At 43.0% G+C, this 17,834-nt stretch carries 12 protein-coding genes; 3 read left to right on the top strand and 9 right to left on the bottom strand.

Annotated features, from left to right (window positions below):
* From YWE_RS0119215 to YWE_RS0119200, 3 genes are all read right to left on the bottom strand, one after another.
* On the bottom strand, positions 1-5,328 hold a 5,328-nt coding region (locus YWE_RS0119215; RefSeq protein WP_428829281.1), incomplete at its 3' end, for a beta strand repeat-containing protein.
* 2,153 nt (positions 5,329-7,481) lie between these two features.
* On the bottom strand, positions 7,482-8,585 hold the full coding sequence (locus tag YWE_RS0119205) for a baeRF11 domain-containing protein (protein ID WP_029095987.1): 1,104 nt from the start codon (positions 8,583-8,585) through the stop codon (positions 7,482-7,484).
* Between the two features lie 587 nt (positions 8,586-9,172).
* The gene (locus YWE_RS0119200; RefSeq protein ID WP_051323444.1) at positions 9,173-10,093 is read right to left on the bottom strand and encodes a glycosyl transferase family 90; all 921 of its coding nucleotides are present in this window, start codon (positions 10,091-10,093) and stop codon (positions 9,173-9,175) included.
* 450 nt (positions 10,094-10,543) lie between these two features.
* Between YWE_RS0119200 and YWE_RS0119195 the strand changes: the two genes are divergently transcribed.
* Positions 10,544-11,155 (top strand): hypothetical protein, encoded by a 612-nt coding sequence (locus tag YWE_RS0119195; protein ID WP_029095985.1) that lies wholly within the window; start codon positions 10,544-10,546, stop codon positions 11,153-11,155.
* Between the two features lie 240 nt (positions 11,156-11,395).
* On the opposite strand, the gene YWE_RS0119190 is transcribed toward YWE_RS0119195, so the two are convergent.
* Positions 11,396-11,677 (bottom strand): autotransporter outer membrane beta-barrel domain-containing protein, encoded by a 282-nt coding sequence (locus YWE_RS0119190; RefSeq protein WP_248595869.1) that lies wholly within the window; start codon positions 11,675-11,677, stop codon positions 11,396-11,398.
* A gap of 1,075 nt (positions 11,678-12,752) precedes the next feature.
* Positions 12,753-13,079, bottom strand: coding sequence for a hypothetical protein (locus tag YWE_RS0119175; RefSeq protein WP_029095982.1), 327 nt, complete (start codon positions 13,077-13,079; stop codon positions 12,753-12,755).
* A 585-nt stretch (positions 13,080-13,664) separates the two neighbouring features.
* Here YWE_RS0119175 and YWE_RS0119165 point away from each other — a divergent pair.
* Complete coding sequence (locus YWE_RS0119165; protein ID WP_051323443.1) at positions 13,665-13,919, top strand: glycine zipper domain-containing protein; 255 nt, start codon at positions 13,665-13,667, stop codon at positions 13,917-13,919.
* A 646-nt stretch (positions 13,920-14,565) separates the two neighbouring features.
* A complete protein-coding gene (locus tag YWE_RS0119160; protein ID WP_029095980.1) occupies positions 14,566-14,781 on the top strand; it encodes a YdgH/BhsA/McbA family protein in 216 nt (71 codons plus the stop codon).
* Positions 14,782-15,073: 292 nt separating this feature from the next.
* Here the strand turns inward: YWE_RS0119160 and YWE_RS0119155 are convergent, their stop codons facing one another.
* The 4 genes from YWE_RS0119155 to YWE_RS0119140 all read right to left on the bottom strand — a co-directional run bounded on the left by YWE_RS0119155 (position 15,074) and on the right by YWE_RS0119140 (position 17,776).
* A complete protein-coding gene (locus YWE_RS0119155) occupies positions 15,074-15,502 on the bottom strand; it encodes a hypothetical protein (protein WP_029095979.1) in 429 nt (142 codons plus the stop codon).
* A gap of 96 nt (positions 15,503-15,598) precedes the next feature.
* Entirely contained in the window at positions 15,599-15,964 is a 366-nt protein-coding gene (locus YWE_RS0119150; RefSeq protein ID WP_029095978.1) for a lysozyme inhibitor LprI family protein, read from the bottom strand.
* A 112-nt stretch (positions 15,965-16,076) separates the two neighbouring features.
* A complete protein-coding gene (locus YWE_RS0119145) occupies positions 16,077-16,541 on the bottom strand; it encodes a DUF805 domain-containing protein (RefSeq protein ID WP_029095977.1) in 465 nt (154 codons plus the stop codon).
* A gap of 617 nt (positions 16,542-17,158) precedes the next feature.
* Positions 17,159-17,776: an autotransporter outer membrane beta-barrel domain-containing protein gene (locus tag YWE_RS0119140; RefSeq protein ID WP_428829280.1), complete on the bottom strand. Its 618-nt coding sequence runs from the start codon at positions 17,774-17,776 to the stop codon at positions 17,159-17,161.
* Positions 17,777-17,834 lie beyond the last annotated feature (58 nt).

Below are 17,834 nucleotides of genomic sequence, written 5' to 3'. Positions count from 1 at the left end.
TTTTTGCGTCAGCGCACCGGTCAGATTAAGGGTGGAATTTGCTGCCAGAGACGTAGTACCGGTCCCTTCGGTCGTCAGGCTGGCGGCATTAAATGCGCCGGTTTGGGTGAAACTCAACGTCCCCTGATTGACCGCGACTGCGCCCTGCGTTGAACCAGCGCCGGTTAAAGTTGCTACCCCGCTGCCGGTTTTCACTAAGCTGCCAGTNCCGCCCAAAATATTGGCTAAGGTGCTGTTACCGGCAAAGTTTAGCTGCAGCACGCTGCCGGTATTATTGGCTACGGATCCGGTTCCCAGTGCCTGACCTTGGGTAANNATCACCGTTCCTGCATTTAATGTACTGCCACCGCTATAATCGTTAATTCCCGTTAAGGTTAACGCGCCGCTGCCGGTCTTAATCAAGCTGCCGCTGCCGCTAATCACACCATCGAATTGGCTGCTTGCGGTATTATTGGCGGTTAATGCGGCACTGCCTAAGGTTACCTGACCGCTACCTGATAAATTACCGGCCTGTTGAGCAAAACTATTTAAATCCAGCGTTGCTCCGCTACCTACGGTGATATTAGCACTGCTGGTAAAGGCATTAGCCACACCGGTACGCAGCGTTCCCCCATTAATCAAGGTATCGCCGGTGTAAGTATTAACCGAGGAAAGCTGAAGTGTACCGGCACCATTTTTGATCAGGCTTTTACCATCCCAAAGGTTCGGATTAGTAACGGTTTGGTCGGCAAGTATTACGTCCACATTAAAGAAATCTGCCGGAGCCGCCAGCGTAAATGTCCCGTTGCTTACCGTCGGGCCGGCAAGCCATGTCAGGCCAAAACCGACGTTATAATCCTGATTATTAACCACTCTGCCAGCCAGCGTCAGATAGTCGACCGGGCTAGTTACACCATTAAAATTAACGCTGGTAAAACTACCGCTGATACCGTTAGCCGTATTGGTGTGCAGTACGTTAAATTCAGTACCGGCTAGCATGCTCGCACTGGTTGGTGCGGTAGCATTAAATCCCGTAACGTTCAGCGTACCGCTTAAAACTGCATTATTAGCCACTATTACCGGTTGAGCAGCATTAACCGTTACCCTAAGCTCCGAGCCTAAACTTTGCGTCAATGCACCGCTAAGATTAAGCGTTGAGCCTGAGGCTAGCACAGTTGTCGCATTATTAGCCGTAATCAGGCTGGCGGCATTAAACGCGCCCGACTGTGCTAAATTTAATGTCCCGACATTCACCTCAACAGCACCCTGTGTAGAGCTATTATTGGTTAAGGTCGCGACTCCGACCCCGGACTTAATCAGGCTACCTGTCCCGCCCAGAAGATTAGCCAAGGTACTATTATCAGCAAAATCTAACTGTAAAATGCCGTTATTCGTGATATTACCGGTCCCCAAAGCCTGCGCCCGAGTCGCGGACAACGTCCCATCAACTAATGAAGTTCCACCGCTGTAACCATTAATACCGGTTAACCTCAGTATTTCGCTACCGGTCTTTACCAGGCTACCGCTTCCGGTGATATTGCCATCAAAAGTAGTGTCAGCTGTGTTATGGGCAGTTAGTGCCGCACTGCCCAATGTCACGCCCCCCTCACCGGAAAGGTTATTGGCACGCTGGGCTAAGTTATTCAGATCAAGCGTTGCGCCGCTATTAACCGTCACATTAGCGCTATCAGCAAATGCATTTGCTATTCCGGCCTGTAAAACCCCCTGATTTATCAGCGTGTCACCAGAGTAAGTATTGGTTGATGACAACACTAAAGTCCCTGCGCCATTTTTAGTCAGCAACTTGCCATTCCAGCCGGTAGCCGAGGCTGTTTGGTCGGCAAGGACCATATCAACATTGAAAATATCGGTCGGACTTGTCAGGGTGAAAATACCGTTGCCCGAAGTACTACCCGCTAGCCAGGTAAGCCCCAGCCCTACGCTATAGTCATTATTATTGGCGCTTTTGCCTGCAATTACCGACAAGTAATCAACCGTGGTGGCTGCACCGCTAAGATCAATATCGGTAAAATCATTACTAATACCTGCGGTGGTATGAATTAAGACGACATTCGTATTTTGCAGATCGCTGGCATTGGTCGTCGGCGCACTGGTGTTAATGCCCGACACTTTTAACGTACCGGACAGAGAGGCTGAGCCGGCAGTAATCACTGGCGTGATGCTTCCCAAAGTCACATTTAAAATTGAGTCACCAACTTGGGTTAATGCACCGCTAAGATTAAGTGAACTGCTTGCTGATAGTGAGGTTGTTGCATTACTGGCAGTGGTTAAGCTATTTGCATTAAATGCTCCGACTTGGGCAAAACTTAGCGTTCCGGCATCAACTGAAACAGCATCCTGAGATGAGCCAAGGCCGGTAAGTGTAGCAATACCGCTACCACTTTTAGTCAAGTCACCGCTACCGGTCAATATGTTAGTCAACTGACTATTACCGGCGAAAGCCAACTGAAGCAAGCCATTATTAGTGACCAGTCCGGAACCTAACGCAGCGCCCTGTGTGGCAATAACGGTACCTGCGCTTATTGAACTGCCACCGCTATAGGTATTGATACCACTTAACGTCAGCGTGCCGGAGCCATTATGCTGTAAGACACCGCCACCACTAATAACGCCTTGATAAGCAGAACTGCCGGTGCGATTAAATGCGACAACGCCGTTATTGCTTATATTGCCGGCATAACTTCCACTGGCACCACCATTGCCGATTTGAAATGATGAGCCGCTATTAACCTGAGTATTACCCGTATAGGTGTTATTACCCGATAAAATCAGCGTTCCGCCCAATAAATTCAGGTTACCAGTGCTACCGATAACACTCCCACCAAAGCTACCACCCTGTGTAATACTCAAGTTACCTGCATTAACGTCCAGAATCCCGTTATTATTCAGGCTGCCGACCGTTTGGGTTTTGCCATTAATATTGGCCGTTGCACCAGAATCAATAATTAAGTTACTGGTATTTCCTAACGCATGGTCGGCACCGACAAACAGCGTCCCGGTAGCGACTTCCGTTGAACCGGTATAATTATTAGCGCCGTTGTTCAACGTAATACTGTTCAAGCCATTACTGATTAATAAATTCCCGCTGCCCGTCACTTTGGCATATAGGGTTTCCATACCTAGCGGTGAACTTAATGCCGTCGTTTGCCCAGCCAGTAGGTCCAACTCGACTAATCGGTATGTGGTGTACAGACCATTGCTATCGTTATCTAGCGAAAAATCATAGGTCCCGGTAGCAACAACGCTGCCTTGAATAATATCGGCAGTATTAATTACCACATTACCGGCTAGATCCGTCATAGTCAGATTATTCGCGCTACCTGACACTTCCGTCGCGTTGACTAAACGAAAATCGATTCCTTTATCCTGAGCCAAAATACTGCTTCCCTGACCATTGGTAAGCACTTCAGGATCAATCACTACCGTCCCCGCATTGAGCGCTAATTTCTGGGTATTGATAATGCCTGAAGCTAAATTTTCAAAGCGTAATTCACCGCCATTCAGCGTAAGCCCACCAATATCTTGGCTATTCACGCCAACGACCGTGGTATTACCACTGTTCAAGGCTAAGGTTGCATTGGTCAGCGCGCTGGTATTACTAGCGGATAATGAAAAACGACTGTCATTTAGCTGTAAAATACCGCTGAAGGCACTTCCTGCACCACTGCCGAACTGAAAGGTATTGCTGCCGCTGAGCAAATCAACCTGCAATAAACCTGTGCCAGAAAGTAAGTTATTAAAACTGTAGTTACCTGCAGCAGTATTATCGATAAATAACGTTGAGTTAGTGCCAATATCTACCGCACCTGAACTGAGGGTTCCTGCACCGGTTAAGCGTAGGGTTCCGCCAGAAACCGAAGTACCGCCGGTATAGGTATTCAATCCGGTTAAGGTAAATACCCCTGCACCGGCCTTGGTTAATTTACCCGTGCCGCTAAAAACATTATTGGTCGCGATATTAAAACCATTAGAATCAACGGTTCCCCCGCCGGCATTTAGCAGCAGGTCGCCGGCAGAAAACCCATTAATGAAACTGCTGTTATCCGCCTTAGCACGCAAAACACCATTATCAAAAACGACTCTACCCGTCGTTCCGGTACCGCGATTCAGGCTTTCGGCCTGTAGCGTACCATTGCTATTAAGGTTAATGGTCCCAGAGCTGGTTGCACCATAGCCGACTTGAACGTTGGTAGCATCAACTAAGCTACCGGTCCCGTTAATATTGAGTACGCCCGTCGAACCGTTGAAAAAACCAAGATAGAGATTATCAGTGACAGAGGCATGCGCCCCGGTGATGACGCTTACGGTATTACTACCGGTGGTGCTGTCACCGACCGAAAGCGTAGCCGTACTTAAACTTGCACTATTTATTAACAATAGCTGGCTACCGCTATTAATCGCTACTTTAGTCGTTTGAATATTATTATTGCTACTGGAGCCAACCAAACTTCCCGCATTAATCTGCAATACAGACGTAGGATCAAGCAATGAAACGCTACCGGACAGAGTTAATGTTCCGGTTCCCTGTTTGATCATTTTACCGTTACCGCTAACCGAACCGGCGTAGCCGGTCGATGCATTACTATCAATGGTTAATACGCCCGTACCGGTAGTAATCGCTCCGGCGCTTCCACTCAGGCTTTTCAGCGTTTGATTAAAGCTATGCAGATCAAACACCCCGCCTGACATGCTCAAACCGCTACTGGCCGCAATTATATTGGTGGTATCAGCCTGTAAAGTACCCGCCCCGATACTGGTTGCCCCGCTATAGGTATTAGTTTTAGTCAGCACTAACGTACCATCACCGGTTTTACTTAATCCCCCGGCATTGGTGAGTAAGCTATCAAGATTAAGCGTGTTACCGCTGGCGATATTAGCGGTAGAGATATTACTTGCGGTGGTACTGAGTGAAATAGTCGGCGCAACAATACTGCCAGAACCACTAAAATTTCCGCCCGTGGAGGTAACCGATGTGGCCTCCAAGTTGAAAATCCCGCCATTGGCTGAAATAGTACCGCCGGAATTAATATTAATATTTTGAGCCCGAAGAGTACTGCCGTTGTTTCCGACAACGGTCCCCCCTGAATTGGTAGCAAAAATACCCGAACCGACCACGCCATAAATAACGCTGTCGGTCAGTGAGAAAGTACCGCCATTGACATTGGTGTTAGTGCGAATTAATGAGTTATAGAGAGGATCCCCCGGGGAACTACTATTCCCCCGAAAAATAACCTGACCGTCGCCGTTTTTATTTACCGTAATAGTGGCACCTGCGGCGGATGCAATCGGGTCGTAAAAATAGATCGCGTTATTAGCGCTGGTATTCATATTCAGGCTGCCGGTGCTACCCAAATAAATGGCATTCGGATTTCCCGAGCCGATAACAGGGGCAAATAATCCCCCACCAATAGATGTAAAGCTGGCTGCCTGACGGTTCCCCTCAAATGTGATATCACCGCCTTCAGCTTTTAAATTGATAGTACCGGTTTGCAGATAAATCGCCCCGCCGAGTGTTTTTGCGTAGTTGTTTATTACGCTGGAACCGGGCCCTAAGTTCAACGTTGCTGCAGTACCTGCATCATAGTAAATAGCGCCGCCGTAACCCGATCCCGTCAGAGAATAAACATAGTTACCGTCAAAGGTTGTTGCCCCGTTAAAACTCATCAAATAGTTATAGTTACCACCATTACCGTAGGCACTAACTGCCCCGCCTAATGCGTTGAAATTATTCTTGGGATCAATAACATAGTTACCAATAAATTTAGTATTGCCGTTAAAGGTTAAATTAACGCCGCTAGCGCCCGGATTAAGATAACCAATATTAATCGCCCCGCCTCTGGTATGTTGATCGTCAACGTGTTCAGGGTAATTCGGTGAGTTAACCGTCGTGCCATAGACATAGTTGTCGGAAAACAGCGTCGAGCCATTAAAGGTAATGTTGGCAGCCCCTCCCCAGGAGTCTATTGCACCACCAAATACTGAGGAGTGGTTATTGATAAAACTGGTTTCGCCAGCAAAATTCATAACGCTACCGGCCACATCATAAACGGAAACGGCACCGCCGTAGTCTCCGGTCCAGTTACCTTCAAAATTGACTTTGCCTAAGAAGTTAATCGTGTTTTGCGCATACAGCCCGACAACGCCGGGCTGATCGGCCAGCCCGTGATTACGTAAGAAATTGACGCCGGTTACGCCACCGTCAATATTCATCACTGAATTGCTACCGGTTCGAATTCCAATAATGTTGCCATAGTCCGCAGAAGCGAATGAGTTATAGTCCGTAGGACCAATATCCTGAAAGGTTGTGCCTTCCAAATTGATATTGGCGGTTACGTTACCGGTTTCAATTTTTAATAATGAGTAACGAGGCCCGGTAAAAGGCTGAGAAGTAAAAATGGCATTTTTAAGGGTAATATTACTGTTATTTTGGAAAATATTAAGAAAGCGTTGAGTACTCACTCCGGCAGCAGTAATAATATGGCCGTTACCATCTATGACGATGTTTGATCTGGCGGCACTGTTAACCACAAACACCGTTCTCCAGGAAACATCCCCATCAAGAAATAAATCATAGGCGCCGGTATTTAAGCCATTGGTGAAAACATCTTGCCCGGAAGTTAATACAGTTTGCGCACCACTTACAGACGTTGATAGCCCCAACAGCAATGGCAAAGACAATACGGCAATGGCGGTATATTTAGCACCATTACTCTGGATTTCGCGGCTGTAAATAGGATTATATTTCACCAAGTGATGTTTACGCATTAATCTTCTCCTTGCTAGTAGCTAGTATTAATTGCTATACATCGCGACCAGCAAAGTATCTTGATACCATTTACCTGGTTAACAATGAATAGCCAATAGAGTTATAATTATTATTAATCTGTTGAAAAACTGTATTTTTCATCCTCAGAGCTTTTTTAATCAAAACCATCAACGAGTTGCGTTTAAATGAAGTTATTAAGCCATGAATATGAAAACATTTAACTTTTTATACTTACCCACTTTAATCATAGCCCAAGTTTTAAAATTGGTTTTTTGAACCAACACGTTACAGATCGACGCAGTCAATTAAAAATTCATTAATTTCAATAAATTAAAAAAACACATATATCTCAGATTAATAAATAGATGTTACATCCCCTAAAGAAAAACAAAATAACCACATGATATATAATGAAATTAAATCAATATCATTAAGATGACGTGCTCTACCCAATTTTAATTGACTTTGTATTTAAAACAGCATCAATGGTCATCAATAAAAACGGGGAAAAGTAAAAACACGACATCAAAAGAGTGGCTTACATATTGGTTAATAATTAAATAAGGTATCTTGATGAAAAATGAAATTTTTATCGACGTAGTTTTTTAGCAGGAGAGATGAAAAGGATATCACATCAATGGTCAACAAATCGGCGGCAGGTTTTTCTATCAGCCGGGCAGAAATAGCGCCCGGCAAATAGCGAATCAGAAAATGGTTATAACGCGTAACGCAGTATTGCGTGCAGGCTCTTACCGGCCGGTAGATCCTGCTGGCGAACAGCCATAACTCTGGCACCGGTTGCCAGCGCGAGTCGGACAATCTCATCGATGACACCGTAGGTAGTAATGTCACTTTTCTCGGCAAAGGTAATAATGCCCTGCTCATTGATGGTGCCGGGAATATTACTATCAATATCAATCAGTAATAAATCAATTGCACCTAAAGTGGCAAATCGTGCAGCATCAGACAGATCGGTGGTTACACGACGCTGGCCGCTACGAAGTTCAAATAGCGGTTTCAGTGCATCTAACTGAGTCTGATAATATTTGTCCATGATTGGCCGAACCATTTTTACCAGTTCAGACGTTCCGATATGTTCGGCATTAGTAAACAGCGTTTCATCAACTAAATTCGATAATGTATTGGTTGCACGGTAAATAGATGCCAGTGGTTCGGCACTAACCAGAATCAACGGGTAGTCATGCTGAGCGAATATCGGGCGCAGTGCGTGATCAATCTGACGGGTGTATTGTGCCAGACGCACTTTATCATCTACCCCGCCATATTTCTGCACGTTTAGCGAAGCTTTACCTACCGCCTCTAGTACATTGGCAGGCATATTGGCTACGTTCATCTCTTCTGCCGGAACATCGGCAAAAAACTCGATCACCCGGGCCTGATTCTCTGACAAGGCCAGAATATAAGCTGAATGCGGGAACGTCAGCGCTCGCAGCAATGGCTTAAGATAGAAACGCTCACTAACATGAAGCTGATTTGGAATAACGTTGGCCAGGCGGTAAGTGCGAATGCTGTCTGGGGTTGCCAAAATAGCTAAACTGTAGGCATGCAGATCCCAGAAGCTAGGATCGTCTAATACTGAATATAATTGTTCTTCAAGCAGAGCTAACCGGCGTTTGTCAAAATGCGCAGCTTCAAGCTGAAGTAAGGCATCTTTGATAAAATTACCGAGTTGAATCTTGCTTGTTGCTAATTCTTGATGCAACGGCGAAGTTTCAATATAGATGGTTACACACGCATCTGAGCGTACATCAGACAACAATAAGAACTCTTCACGACTGGGAATATCAACATATAACATAGGTTACCTCACTTTATATGAACACTAATTATATTCTTTTAAACAAATACAATCTCAAGAAACACACAAACCACCGCTACTAAATATCGACGCCCGGCAACCTTACCAACACAATATCTCAACTCAGACACACTTAAAAAATTTTAATACTAATTTAATAACAAAAATCAATACTAATTTTTATTTAAAAAATAGTTATAGCAATAAATTCCTTTTCTCGTTGATAACGAGAAGTATTGTAAGTCCTGTCTTTAAAGGTGTCCTAAGAGCATTCCCATCCATTAAGCGTAGATGTTTGTGCAGCTTTAAGACTAACTATAGCTAATTTAATATCGTTTGTTAGATCCAGATCTAAATAAAATGTGAGGTGTGTTTTAATTAAATACTAAATTATTATATTGCTATGCTTTTATATCTGCACCATTTCATCAGACACAACGGATAAGAAAAAGAAATACCCATCTTGTCAGATACTTATGAGAAATATCCGGCGATAAGCATGAAAAACGAAGAAATTCGATAGTACATATGAAAAAGCCGCTAACTTCTCATCAGCGGCTTGAAACGCATAACAGCATGCTTTAGCTCTAGGATTCACATAAATCAAAGTACTTTTTCATCACCAGTAAAGTGATTATTTTTTCTTGCTCTTCATCTAAAAAAGGTGACACATAATCATTGGCATTCTTGATAATTTGCTTAGCTTCATCAACATGTTTGGCGTAATACTGAATTTTCTCTTCTAAATCAGAGAAATCCTTATTTAGCTCCACATAGTGATAGCCCGGAATCAGATTCGCCTCCATAAACCAGCTTTCAATACGGGGCTTAATCATAAAACAGAGTGAACGAGAATGCATAATCCACTTTAGGTTGGTGGCAACATCGTTGCCTTCAACGCTAATAATGAATTTATAGTTCATTTGTCCTGTTTCACTCATCAGATTATTTTTTTTGCCATTATGCTCTCGGGTATCAGCAACGTCGACTAATGGCGAATCTTTATACTTTTCAAGTAAGATCTTACGAGATTCCTGATAACAAGCACCTCGGAATACCGCCATATCTCGCTTATCTTCAAACGCAACATCATCGTCAAACAGGCTAAAGTGCCTTATTTTATTGAGTTTTAGCAAAACAGAGTTCTGATTCTCACCATGAATAGGCCTTGCCTTAACAAAAGTAGGCTGTTCAGGAATGTGTTCCACATCACTAAAAATATAATGAAATTTGACAGAGTTATCAAAATAACGCGCGCACTCTATAAAATCATAATAATAGCTACTGGCATGCCCGCGAACGGATAACTTTTTAAGCACCATCGCCGTATCATCAAGCTTAAAGGGGGTATTCAACTTATTGTAATAATTAACCCTACTATCGATATACTCCAATTGAGCATCACTCATATTGCGAAGCAGTGAGTCAACGTCTAGTTTAAAAAATGACCGCGGAAGAATGTCTTTAATAATATTTTTAGCGTAAAACGGGAATTTTCTTATGTGCATACCTATAAACTCTTATTTAGAAGCTATAGCAATTCATTTACGTTATTCGGTTCTCAATAGATATTGACTTCTATAGAGTAAATCGATTTTTAACACATTATCCGTTGTCTTGTTTCTGTCCTGAAAAAAGTTAGCATCCAGGCCTCGCAAAGTCCAGCCCCCTCATTGGTCAAATAACGACCAAATAATATCTTCATGTTAATTTTTTTACAAATCAACGAGTTGATAAGGTTAGGCAGTTCATTGTCAACTTAGTTCATATAAATATATAAAAATGTAAATTTAAATCCCTATCTATTTGTGTAACATCAAGCAAGAATAGTCTTTGAGTTAGATTCCGTTTCTTAACTACTTAACATTAGAAATAATATAACAATAAAATTAATCTTAATTTCTACCCTTTTCTGGCACTCTTGCTTAACAGACAACACTTAACATAGGGAAATTTTAATGAGATTTATAACCAGCTTGCTTTTATCAACGGTGCTATTTAGCCCCAACCTGATGGCCGACGATTTTATTTTGATTCCCGGCATTCAGGCCGGGCCGGTAACGGCGACTACCACCGAAGCTGAATTAATCTCTTTATTAGGTGCAGAGCAGGTAAAACGAGACGTTATGGCATTAGGTGAAGGTGAAGAAGCCGAGGTTACCTCGCTATTTCCCGGCAATAAAGAAAAAGAGCTGCAAATTCTCTGGGATATTCCGTTTACTAAGCCGTTAGTCGTCAACGTTATCGGTACCGCATGGAAAACAAAAGAAGGCGTGATGCTCGGAATTTCACTGAAAGATCTGGAAAAAATTAATCAATCCAGCTTTGAGCTTTCCGGCTATGGATGGGACTATGAAGGTTCGGTGCTAAATTACGGCTCAGGATTGCTGTCAAAATATGACAATACGCTGCTTGTCCGCTTTAACGACGCTGACGCCGCTCAACGCGTATCAGAATCAGAGTTTGCCACCATCTTAGGTGATAATAGTTTCAGCTCTGACAATCAAATACTGCAGAAAATGAACCCTATTATTACTGATATGAATATTAGTTTTACCCAGCCGGAATAACTGCGTTAATTATGTTTTTCTAGTGGCCCAGGGTTAATGTTTGTCAGTTAAAAGCAATCAATAAACTTAACGCCATGATTAGCCTAGTTATCACCAAATCATCCCCCTTCACCCCATTGAAAGACCTGTCTCTTGATCAGATCTCCTGATCAAGAGACAGAGCCTGGCTGGGAGTTTTCTATAGACAAAAAGGACGAACAGCCATATTGACTGCACGCCCTTGTGTTTTAGCTCAACCTATCAGAACCGGTACTTCACACCCAAGGTCACCGCGGTATCACTGTAACCATTATCCCCCATCTGCTGAGCCACGTTGCTCCACAGATTCAGGTGTGAGTTCAACTGACCTTCCGCACCCAGTTTGAGCTCACCGACGTTGCGGCTGCCGGACTGTTTAACTTCGGTACCGTCCAGTACCGCTCCGGCCTGTTGGCTGTTGTGCAACCANATCACCATCAACTCAGCGGTGATACCTTTATCCTTAATCAACATCGTCATCCCTACGACCGGGGATATTGCCATACCCACGGTCATCCCTACCGTTTTATGGTCATGGCGGTATTACTACTGGCCCATCACACCAGCCCGAATCTCTGGAAAATCACGTCTGATGTCAGTGGTACGGAATGGCAANATGTCGCCGACTGGTTGCAGGCAGAGCTGGCAATAGTGATATCGCTTCCCACCGAAATATCAACAGGAGTACAACAATGAATCTGATTGCTCGCTTACTGTCACTGAAGTCACTGGAGAATGTTGATTTGATCCACACCGTCCGAGTCACTGAATCAGCGTTTAACGATTTAACGACGCTGGGTAGCGAAGGTATTTTCTACCCGGCAACCGAAAGTTCAGCGAATGCGGAGTATGTGATACTGGACCTTGAGTTTATCCGTGGTCACCAATTAGATTTTGATAAGCCGGCATTTACTGAATGGTGCCGAACACACCTATCCCTGAGCATGGCTGCGTTGCAACCTTTATCGTATNTATTTGTGATTGGGACAGATGAAGTATAATGCAACCGTTTAGTAAAAATATTAATCAACATTTCATGATAAGCAATAGGTAATCAACACCGCTTAAATCTGGTCGGAAATATGAGGTCACATCGAGTTATGGGTGAGTTAGTCTCATCAGTGAACATGTTTGGCTCTAGTTCTAATTGAGCGAGATTCACCTCATTAGCTCTACACAAGTTTAGTTGTTGGTACAAATGTTGGTATAAAAAAATTTAATAATTAATTTATTAAAAAAATACATAAACATAGAGATCAATATCGAATCCTGCTGGGCCATTTCACGATATTTCAACGTCTTCTAACGCCTACCAATCCCTTATAAAATCAGCAGCCCAGAAAGATTTAGTTATCTCAACGTCTTTAGTAGCTCATCTTTATGTTCAGCAATCCACGCTATGATAGCTTCATATACGTCTGGTTGTTTATACATGTGCACATTCCACCTCTGTTGGTGGCGTTTAGTTAAAAAGTAGCCCGCAGCCGTTAATCACTATGTGTTTTAGTTAGTTGAATTTGGCTGGGACTAGATGTGAAAAAGGCCGCAATAAGCGACCTTTAAAGAGTGTGACTAATAATCAGATGCAGTTAAATCTAAGAGTAGCGACTCCATTTACAAGTAAATGAGAGTTCGTTTTTTCTTCTATGATTTTTAAACCTTTATCTTGAGCCTTACAATAATTCGCAGCATCTTTTGTTGCTAGCGCTATTGCACCTCGAATTCTTCCGTTATTTGGTGACGCCTCTACTGACGCGGTGTATGAGCCATCTAAGTTAGGCGTAATATCTGCATGATAAGACAATCCTGTTCCTGACCACTCTGTTCTATCATTGTTTACAGCGCAACCCGTCAGTGTTGCAGTGGCAAGTACGACCAAAGAGAAAATTATGTGATTCGATTTCATGATGTTTACCCTAAAAATACAATAAATCACATTATAGTAGACACAATTAACTCCAATCGAAGAACTCGCAAAAAATAATAAAACACCAACCGATAGCTATATCTTAATTGGGCTAATAGTAATTACCAAATTTCATCCAACAAAAAAGCCCCGCGAATGCGGGGCTCTGTTAGCTTATAGACTTTGTGGTAACGCAAGTTTTCTTCGCACTCCCCGCCAGCTTTGCCACATATCGCTAAGTTGCTAGCTGACTTGCCAATTATGGCCATCGAAGATATTTTGGACCACCTCCATCAGGGGTTGAACAATCTTCTTGCCGCACTGCCGCTTATCACCTTGTCGGGTTGATTCTGTTCTCGAATTTCTTAGTCTTTATATATACATAATAGCTGAATATTGAATTTTGCAAGGATGAAATCACTAAAAAAATACGCAGTCTTTCATCATCTGAGCTTAAACACAGCACCGAAATTATAGCCTGCTAATTATTAATAATAGATTGAACACGGCAAGCTTACTTTTGTTCTATACTTAATAGTGATGTCTATACAATTGGCACTTAATCATCAAGGTGGAGTATCTGATATGGGTATATTTGATAAAGCAAAAGGTGCCGTTACTGAGTCGGCGGGTCATGTAGAAGAAACTTATGGTGATGTAACAGACTCTTTAGAACATCAGTTAAAAGGACAGGCAAAACAAGTTTGCGGTAAAGGAATGAGAGTGGCCTCTCAAGCCTGCGATACAGTGAAGCAACAGATTGAAGGTAATCCCTTAGCATCAGTAGCCATTGTTGCTGGCGTGGGCGTTGTCCTTGGCTACCTGTTAGGCAGAAAGTAATATTAATCCCCCGGTTCGCCGGGTTTTGTTATCCTCATTATAAAGCCCTGACCTACTCTCTTCCCTAATACTAACCTATCGGCTTATACGAGAACTACTTACACCAATCAATCTAGCTAGGGTGTAATTGGGTACGCCTACCCTTCTTATATTTATTGCTTGATATCTGATCTACGCCTTCCAAACACATTTCCACCGCTTCTGGCATTATAAGATCTATCTTTAGATATCCACCATGGAGACTATGAAATGAATTCTACTTTGCCGTTCCGCCCCAAGAGAGACCGCCTATAACCACGCTTATTAGGCTAGCTTTCTGTCGGCTCTTGGTTGATTTTCGGGTGTGGGCGCTTGAATTTCGAACATAAAAAACAGCCGAAATTGAGCTATTTGCTATGAGACGGAGCTAAATAGCACTAACAGAGAAACAATTATTTAACAAATAATTGATAATCAATCTCGATAGCAGAGGCTATCCTCCTTGGAAGTAAAATCATTCCCCTTCGGTTGTTAATTCATGTGCTTGAGGGAAGTCTTCCCGTTTCACCATAATTTTTTCGACACTTCTTAATATATAAATCACCTACTTTCTCACATTGAAAGCGGCCTGGTTTCTTACCTATCATCAATAAAAAGGAATTAAACCATGAAAAATATTAAATATTTTATTGCAGCTATTGCCCTCACCACCATATCCTTCAGCAGCATGGCGGCACAATCTGTTAGCGCTACAGGGCGAACCATGGATGATGCCGAAGCTAAAATTGCAGTTAAAGCGAAACAAGCCGGTGCAACCTCTTATAGAATCATTGGCGCAAGTTCAGGTAACCTTATTCATATGACTGCCGAACTAGTTAAATAAGTTCACGCTTACTCAGCATATCAATCAATATTGGAGTCATTCATAAGGCTCCTTTTTTACGTATCTTCACCACTTAGTAGTATCAGCCACACTGTCTGGGCAGCGACATATCATCTAACAAAACGACTGAAAGATTAAAATCCCTTTCTCATCCTGAGAAATGACGTCATCCACTTCCCCCTCGACAGCCTTAAGATCAAGATTATTGCTATTATCGATGTGGGTTAAAGTACAATCTCCATTGCAGTTATACCGAAAGCCGGTAGCCTCTGTGCTGCGACAGTAGAGTAGGTTAGTCGCTGCCTCGGACCGTCGGGTTTTCACTGAGGATCAAATCTATTTTTTCTGTAAATGCAATAACCTCATCTGAATACTCATAATTAGATAGGTATATTTTCCACAAATTTTCAGAACCATCATCAAAAATGATACGTAAAAAATACCCCTTGCTATATTGAAAGCTGATAACGCCTTCGGTAGAACCCGATAGAAATTCAACGGGTATCTCTGCGAGTAAATTATTACCGTATTGAATCGGTGTGCTTTCTATATTATCGGCGTAACGTATAACCGATTTTTCTGATATTTTTAAAAGTAGCTCAGGTGCAGATGTCATACTGCCAACGGAAAACACCAAAATCTCTTTCGGCAGCCGATTTTCTTCAGCATGTGTCACCGAACTAAAACATAGCAAAGAAACCAACGCTATTATAAACCTCATTCCATATCCCTATTTGTTATTCCATAACTTCACAATAATATCATTATCAAACTCACACCAGAGGCCGGATAATTTAGCCGTGGATATTCTATAAACCTAATCAGGTAAATCAGAGCCCGCTAATGGATGCCCCAACAACTCACTAATTCTGGACTGATATAGCTTAAATAAACACTGCTCTGGCGACGTGTTTAACTCACGGTTTCCAAAACATCGTTTTTCACGCGATTTTAGCCAGTTAAGCTGTGCTTTCTTCAATACTGATTTCTTTACTCCAGCGGTATTTAACAATTGAAAGTAAGCACCTGACATTTGGCTATCCAGCTCAGATAAATCAGAGTTATTGCAAATAGTGGCTTCAACGTGGGTTTTTCCTTCTATGTCACAGTTAAAACCGGCGCCAATACTGGAGTAAGGACATAACATCAATCCGGAAATCAGAAAAAAGATTATCTTTTTCATATCTGCTTTTTCTTTATATTGTAAGGTAACTTATCATCCCCTTTATAGGCCTTAGATGATAATAAAAAACCAACCGTGATGAGGCGCGAAGGCCTCGCCGCTATCATTTATTCTATTGTTTGGTTGTTGGTATTTCTTTAGATTTTAAAGAGCATAAAGCCAAAACAAAAATAACCGGTATCCAGAATAATGCGACGGCTAAAAATAACTTGGTATAGACATACACGCTGGGAGAGGCATACTGCAAAACAATAGCGTTAAGCAGCCTGTTCAATAGCGGAAGAAGATAAATAATACCAAACCACCAACCTGAGCGGTTTATATCATGCATTCGCCTTATCCCTACGGCAAGCGTCGGCAGCAGTAAAACTAAAGACATGATGATATAAACTAATGCCACATAAAATATTGGGGCAGCCGATCCGGTGAATCCCGCAATACCGCCAAGGACCACTGGCGTTAAAAAGAGTATTGCGTAATTTATACCCGAAAAACTCCAAAACTCTTTTCTCGTTGCTCGCCCGTTAAAATCAACAAACTTTTTCCATCCCTGAAGATAGCTAGCCCAAAAACCCATATTATGTCCCCAACATCCCCCTTATAACCGGTGATATAAAAAGAGCACTATTACTGAATAGCGTCAATCATTATTGTTTGTATCCGGCGCCTGGCACCGTTTAGCACTAGCCGTAACCTGATTCAAACAAATATATCACTCTCACGCTAGCCCTACGACATGTACCCCAATGCAGCGATCGGCGCTAAAAGACACGGTATTTAACCGGCCGAAATACGCAGATTAAAAGCAGAGCATTATAAACTTTACTGTATAGCAATATTCTAAATTCCGGGTATAAAAAAGCCCCTTACGGGGCCATGCATAAAATTCAACACTAGATAGGACCAATGTTTATAATTCAATGTAATGAATAATATGCTGGCTAATTATATTTATATTCATTGTTATTTCAAACTATTTCTAATTGTATTATCTGACGCTATATCTCTATTAAATGATTTTAAACCGATGATAAAAACCTGCATAAGCGGGTTGCTGTTAGTTCTTAAAATCCCAATATGCCAGTTCTATTTTTTATAAGATTAAAATCATATTTGAAGGCTAGCTGGATTGTATAACCTAAAAAGGGCGCACAGCCATATTGACTGCACACCCTTGTGTTTTAGCTCAACCTATCAGAACCGGTACTTCACACCCAAGGTCACCGCGGTGTCACTGTAACCGTTATCCCCCATCTGCTGAGCCACGTTGGTCCACAGATTCAGGTGTGAGTTCAACTGACCTTCGGCACCCAGTTTGAGCTCACCGACGTTGCGGCTGCCGGACTGTTTAACTTCGGTACCGTCCAGTACCGCTCCGGCCTGTTGGCTGTTGTGCAACCAGTTAGCTTCAGCGTACACGGTAAACAGCTTATCGGTGCCTTTGTCTTTATCACTCACGCCGTCGCGAGAGACTTTAACGCCCAGGCGAGTCTGCACGTTATCGTGGCCGCTGGACGAGACCCGGGTGCCGCCGGCCTCACGATGGTCATCGGCGGTGATGCCGTTCCAGCTTATCTGACCCTGCGGNGTGATAAATACATCTCCATTTAGCCCTTGATATACCGGTAAACGGTAACCCGCTTCAATCGAAGCGCTGAAGCCGTCCATATCGTACGTTTCTTTGGCCACGTCCTGACCGTTGACTTCGGCATCTAACCAGCTGTACTGCACCCAGCTGTCAACATAAGCCCCGTTCAGGGTCTTGGCATCCTGATACCAGGTGCCGTACACACCGGTGCTGTAGCCGTCGATGCTGCTGTTGGCCTTGTAGCCGGTTTTCTGGCTGTGAACCTTACTGTCTGCCTGACCG

The organism is Budvicia aquatica DSM 5075 = ATCC 35567 (assembly GCF_000427805.1).
In the GTDB taxonomy this organism is placed as follows: Bacteria; Pseudomonadota; Gammaproteobacteria; order Enterobacterales; family Enterobacteriaceae; genus Budvicia; species Budvicia aquatica.
Note: the sequence above shows the minus strand (reverse complement) of the source record. Positions and strands in the feature narration are given on the sequence as shown.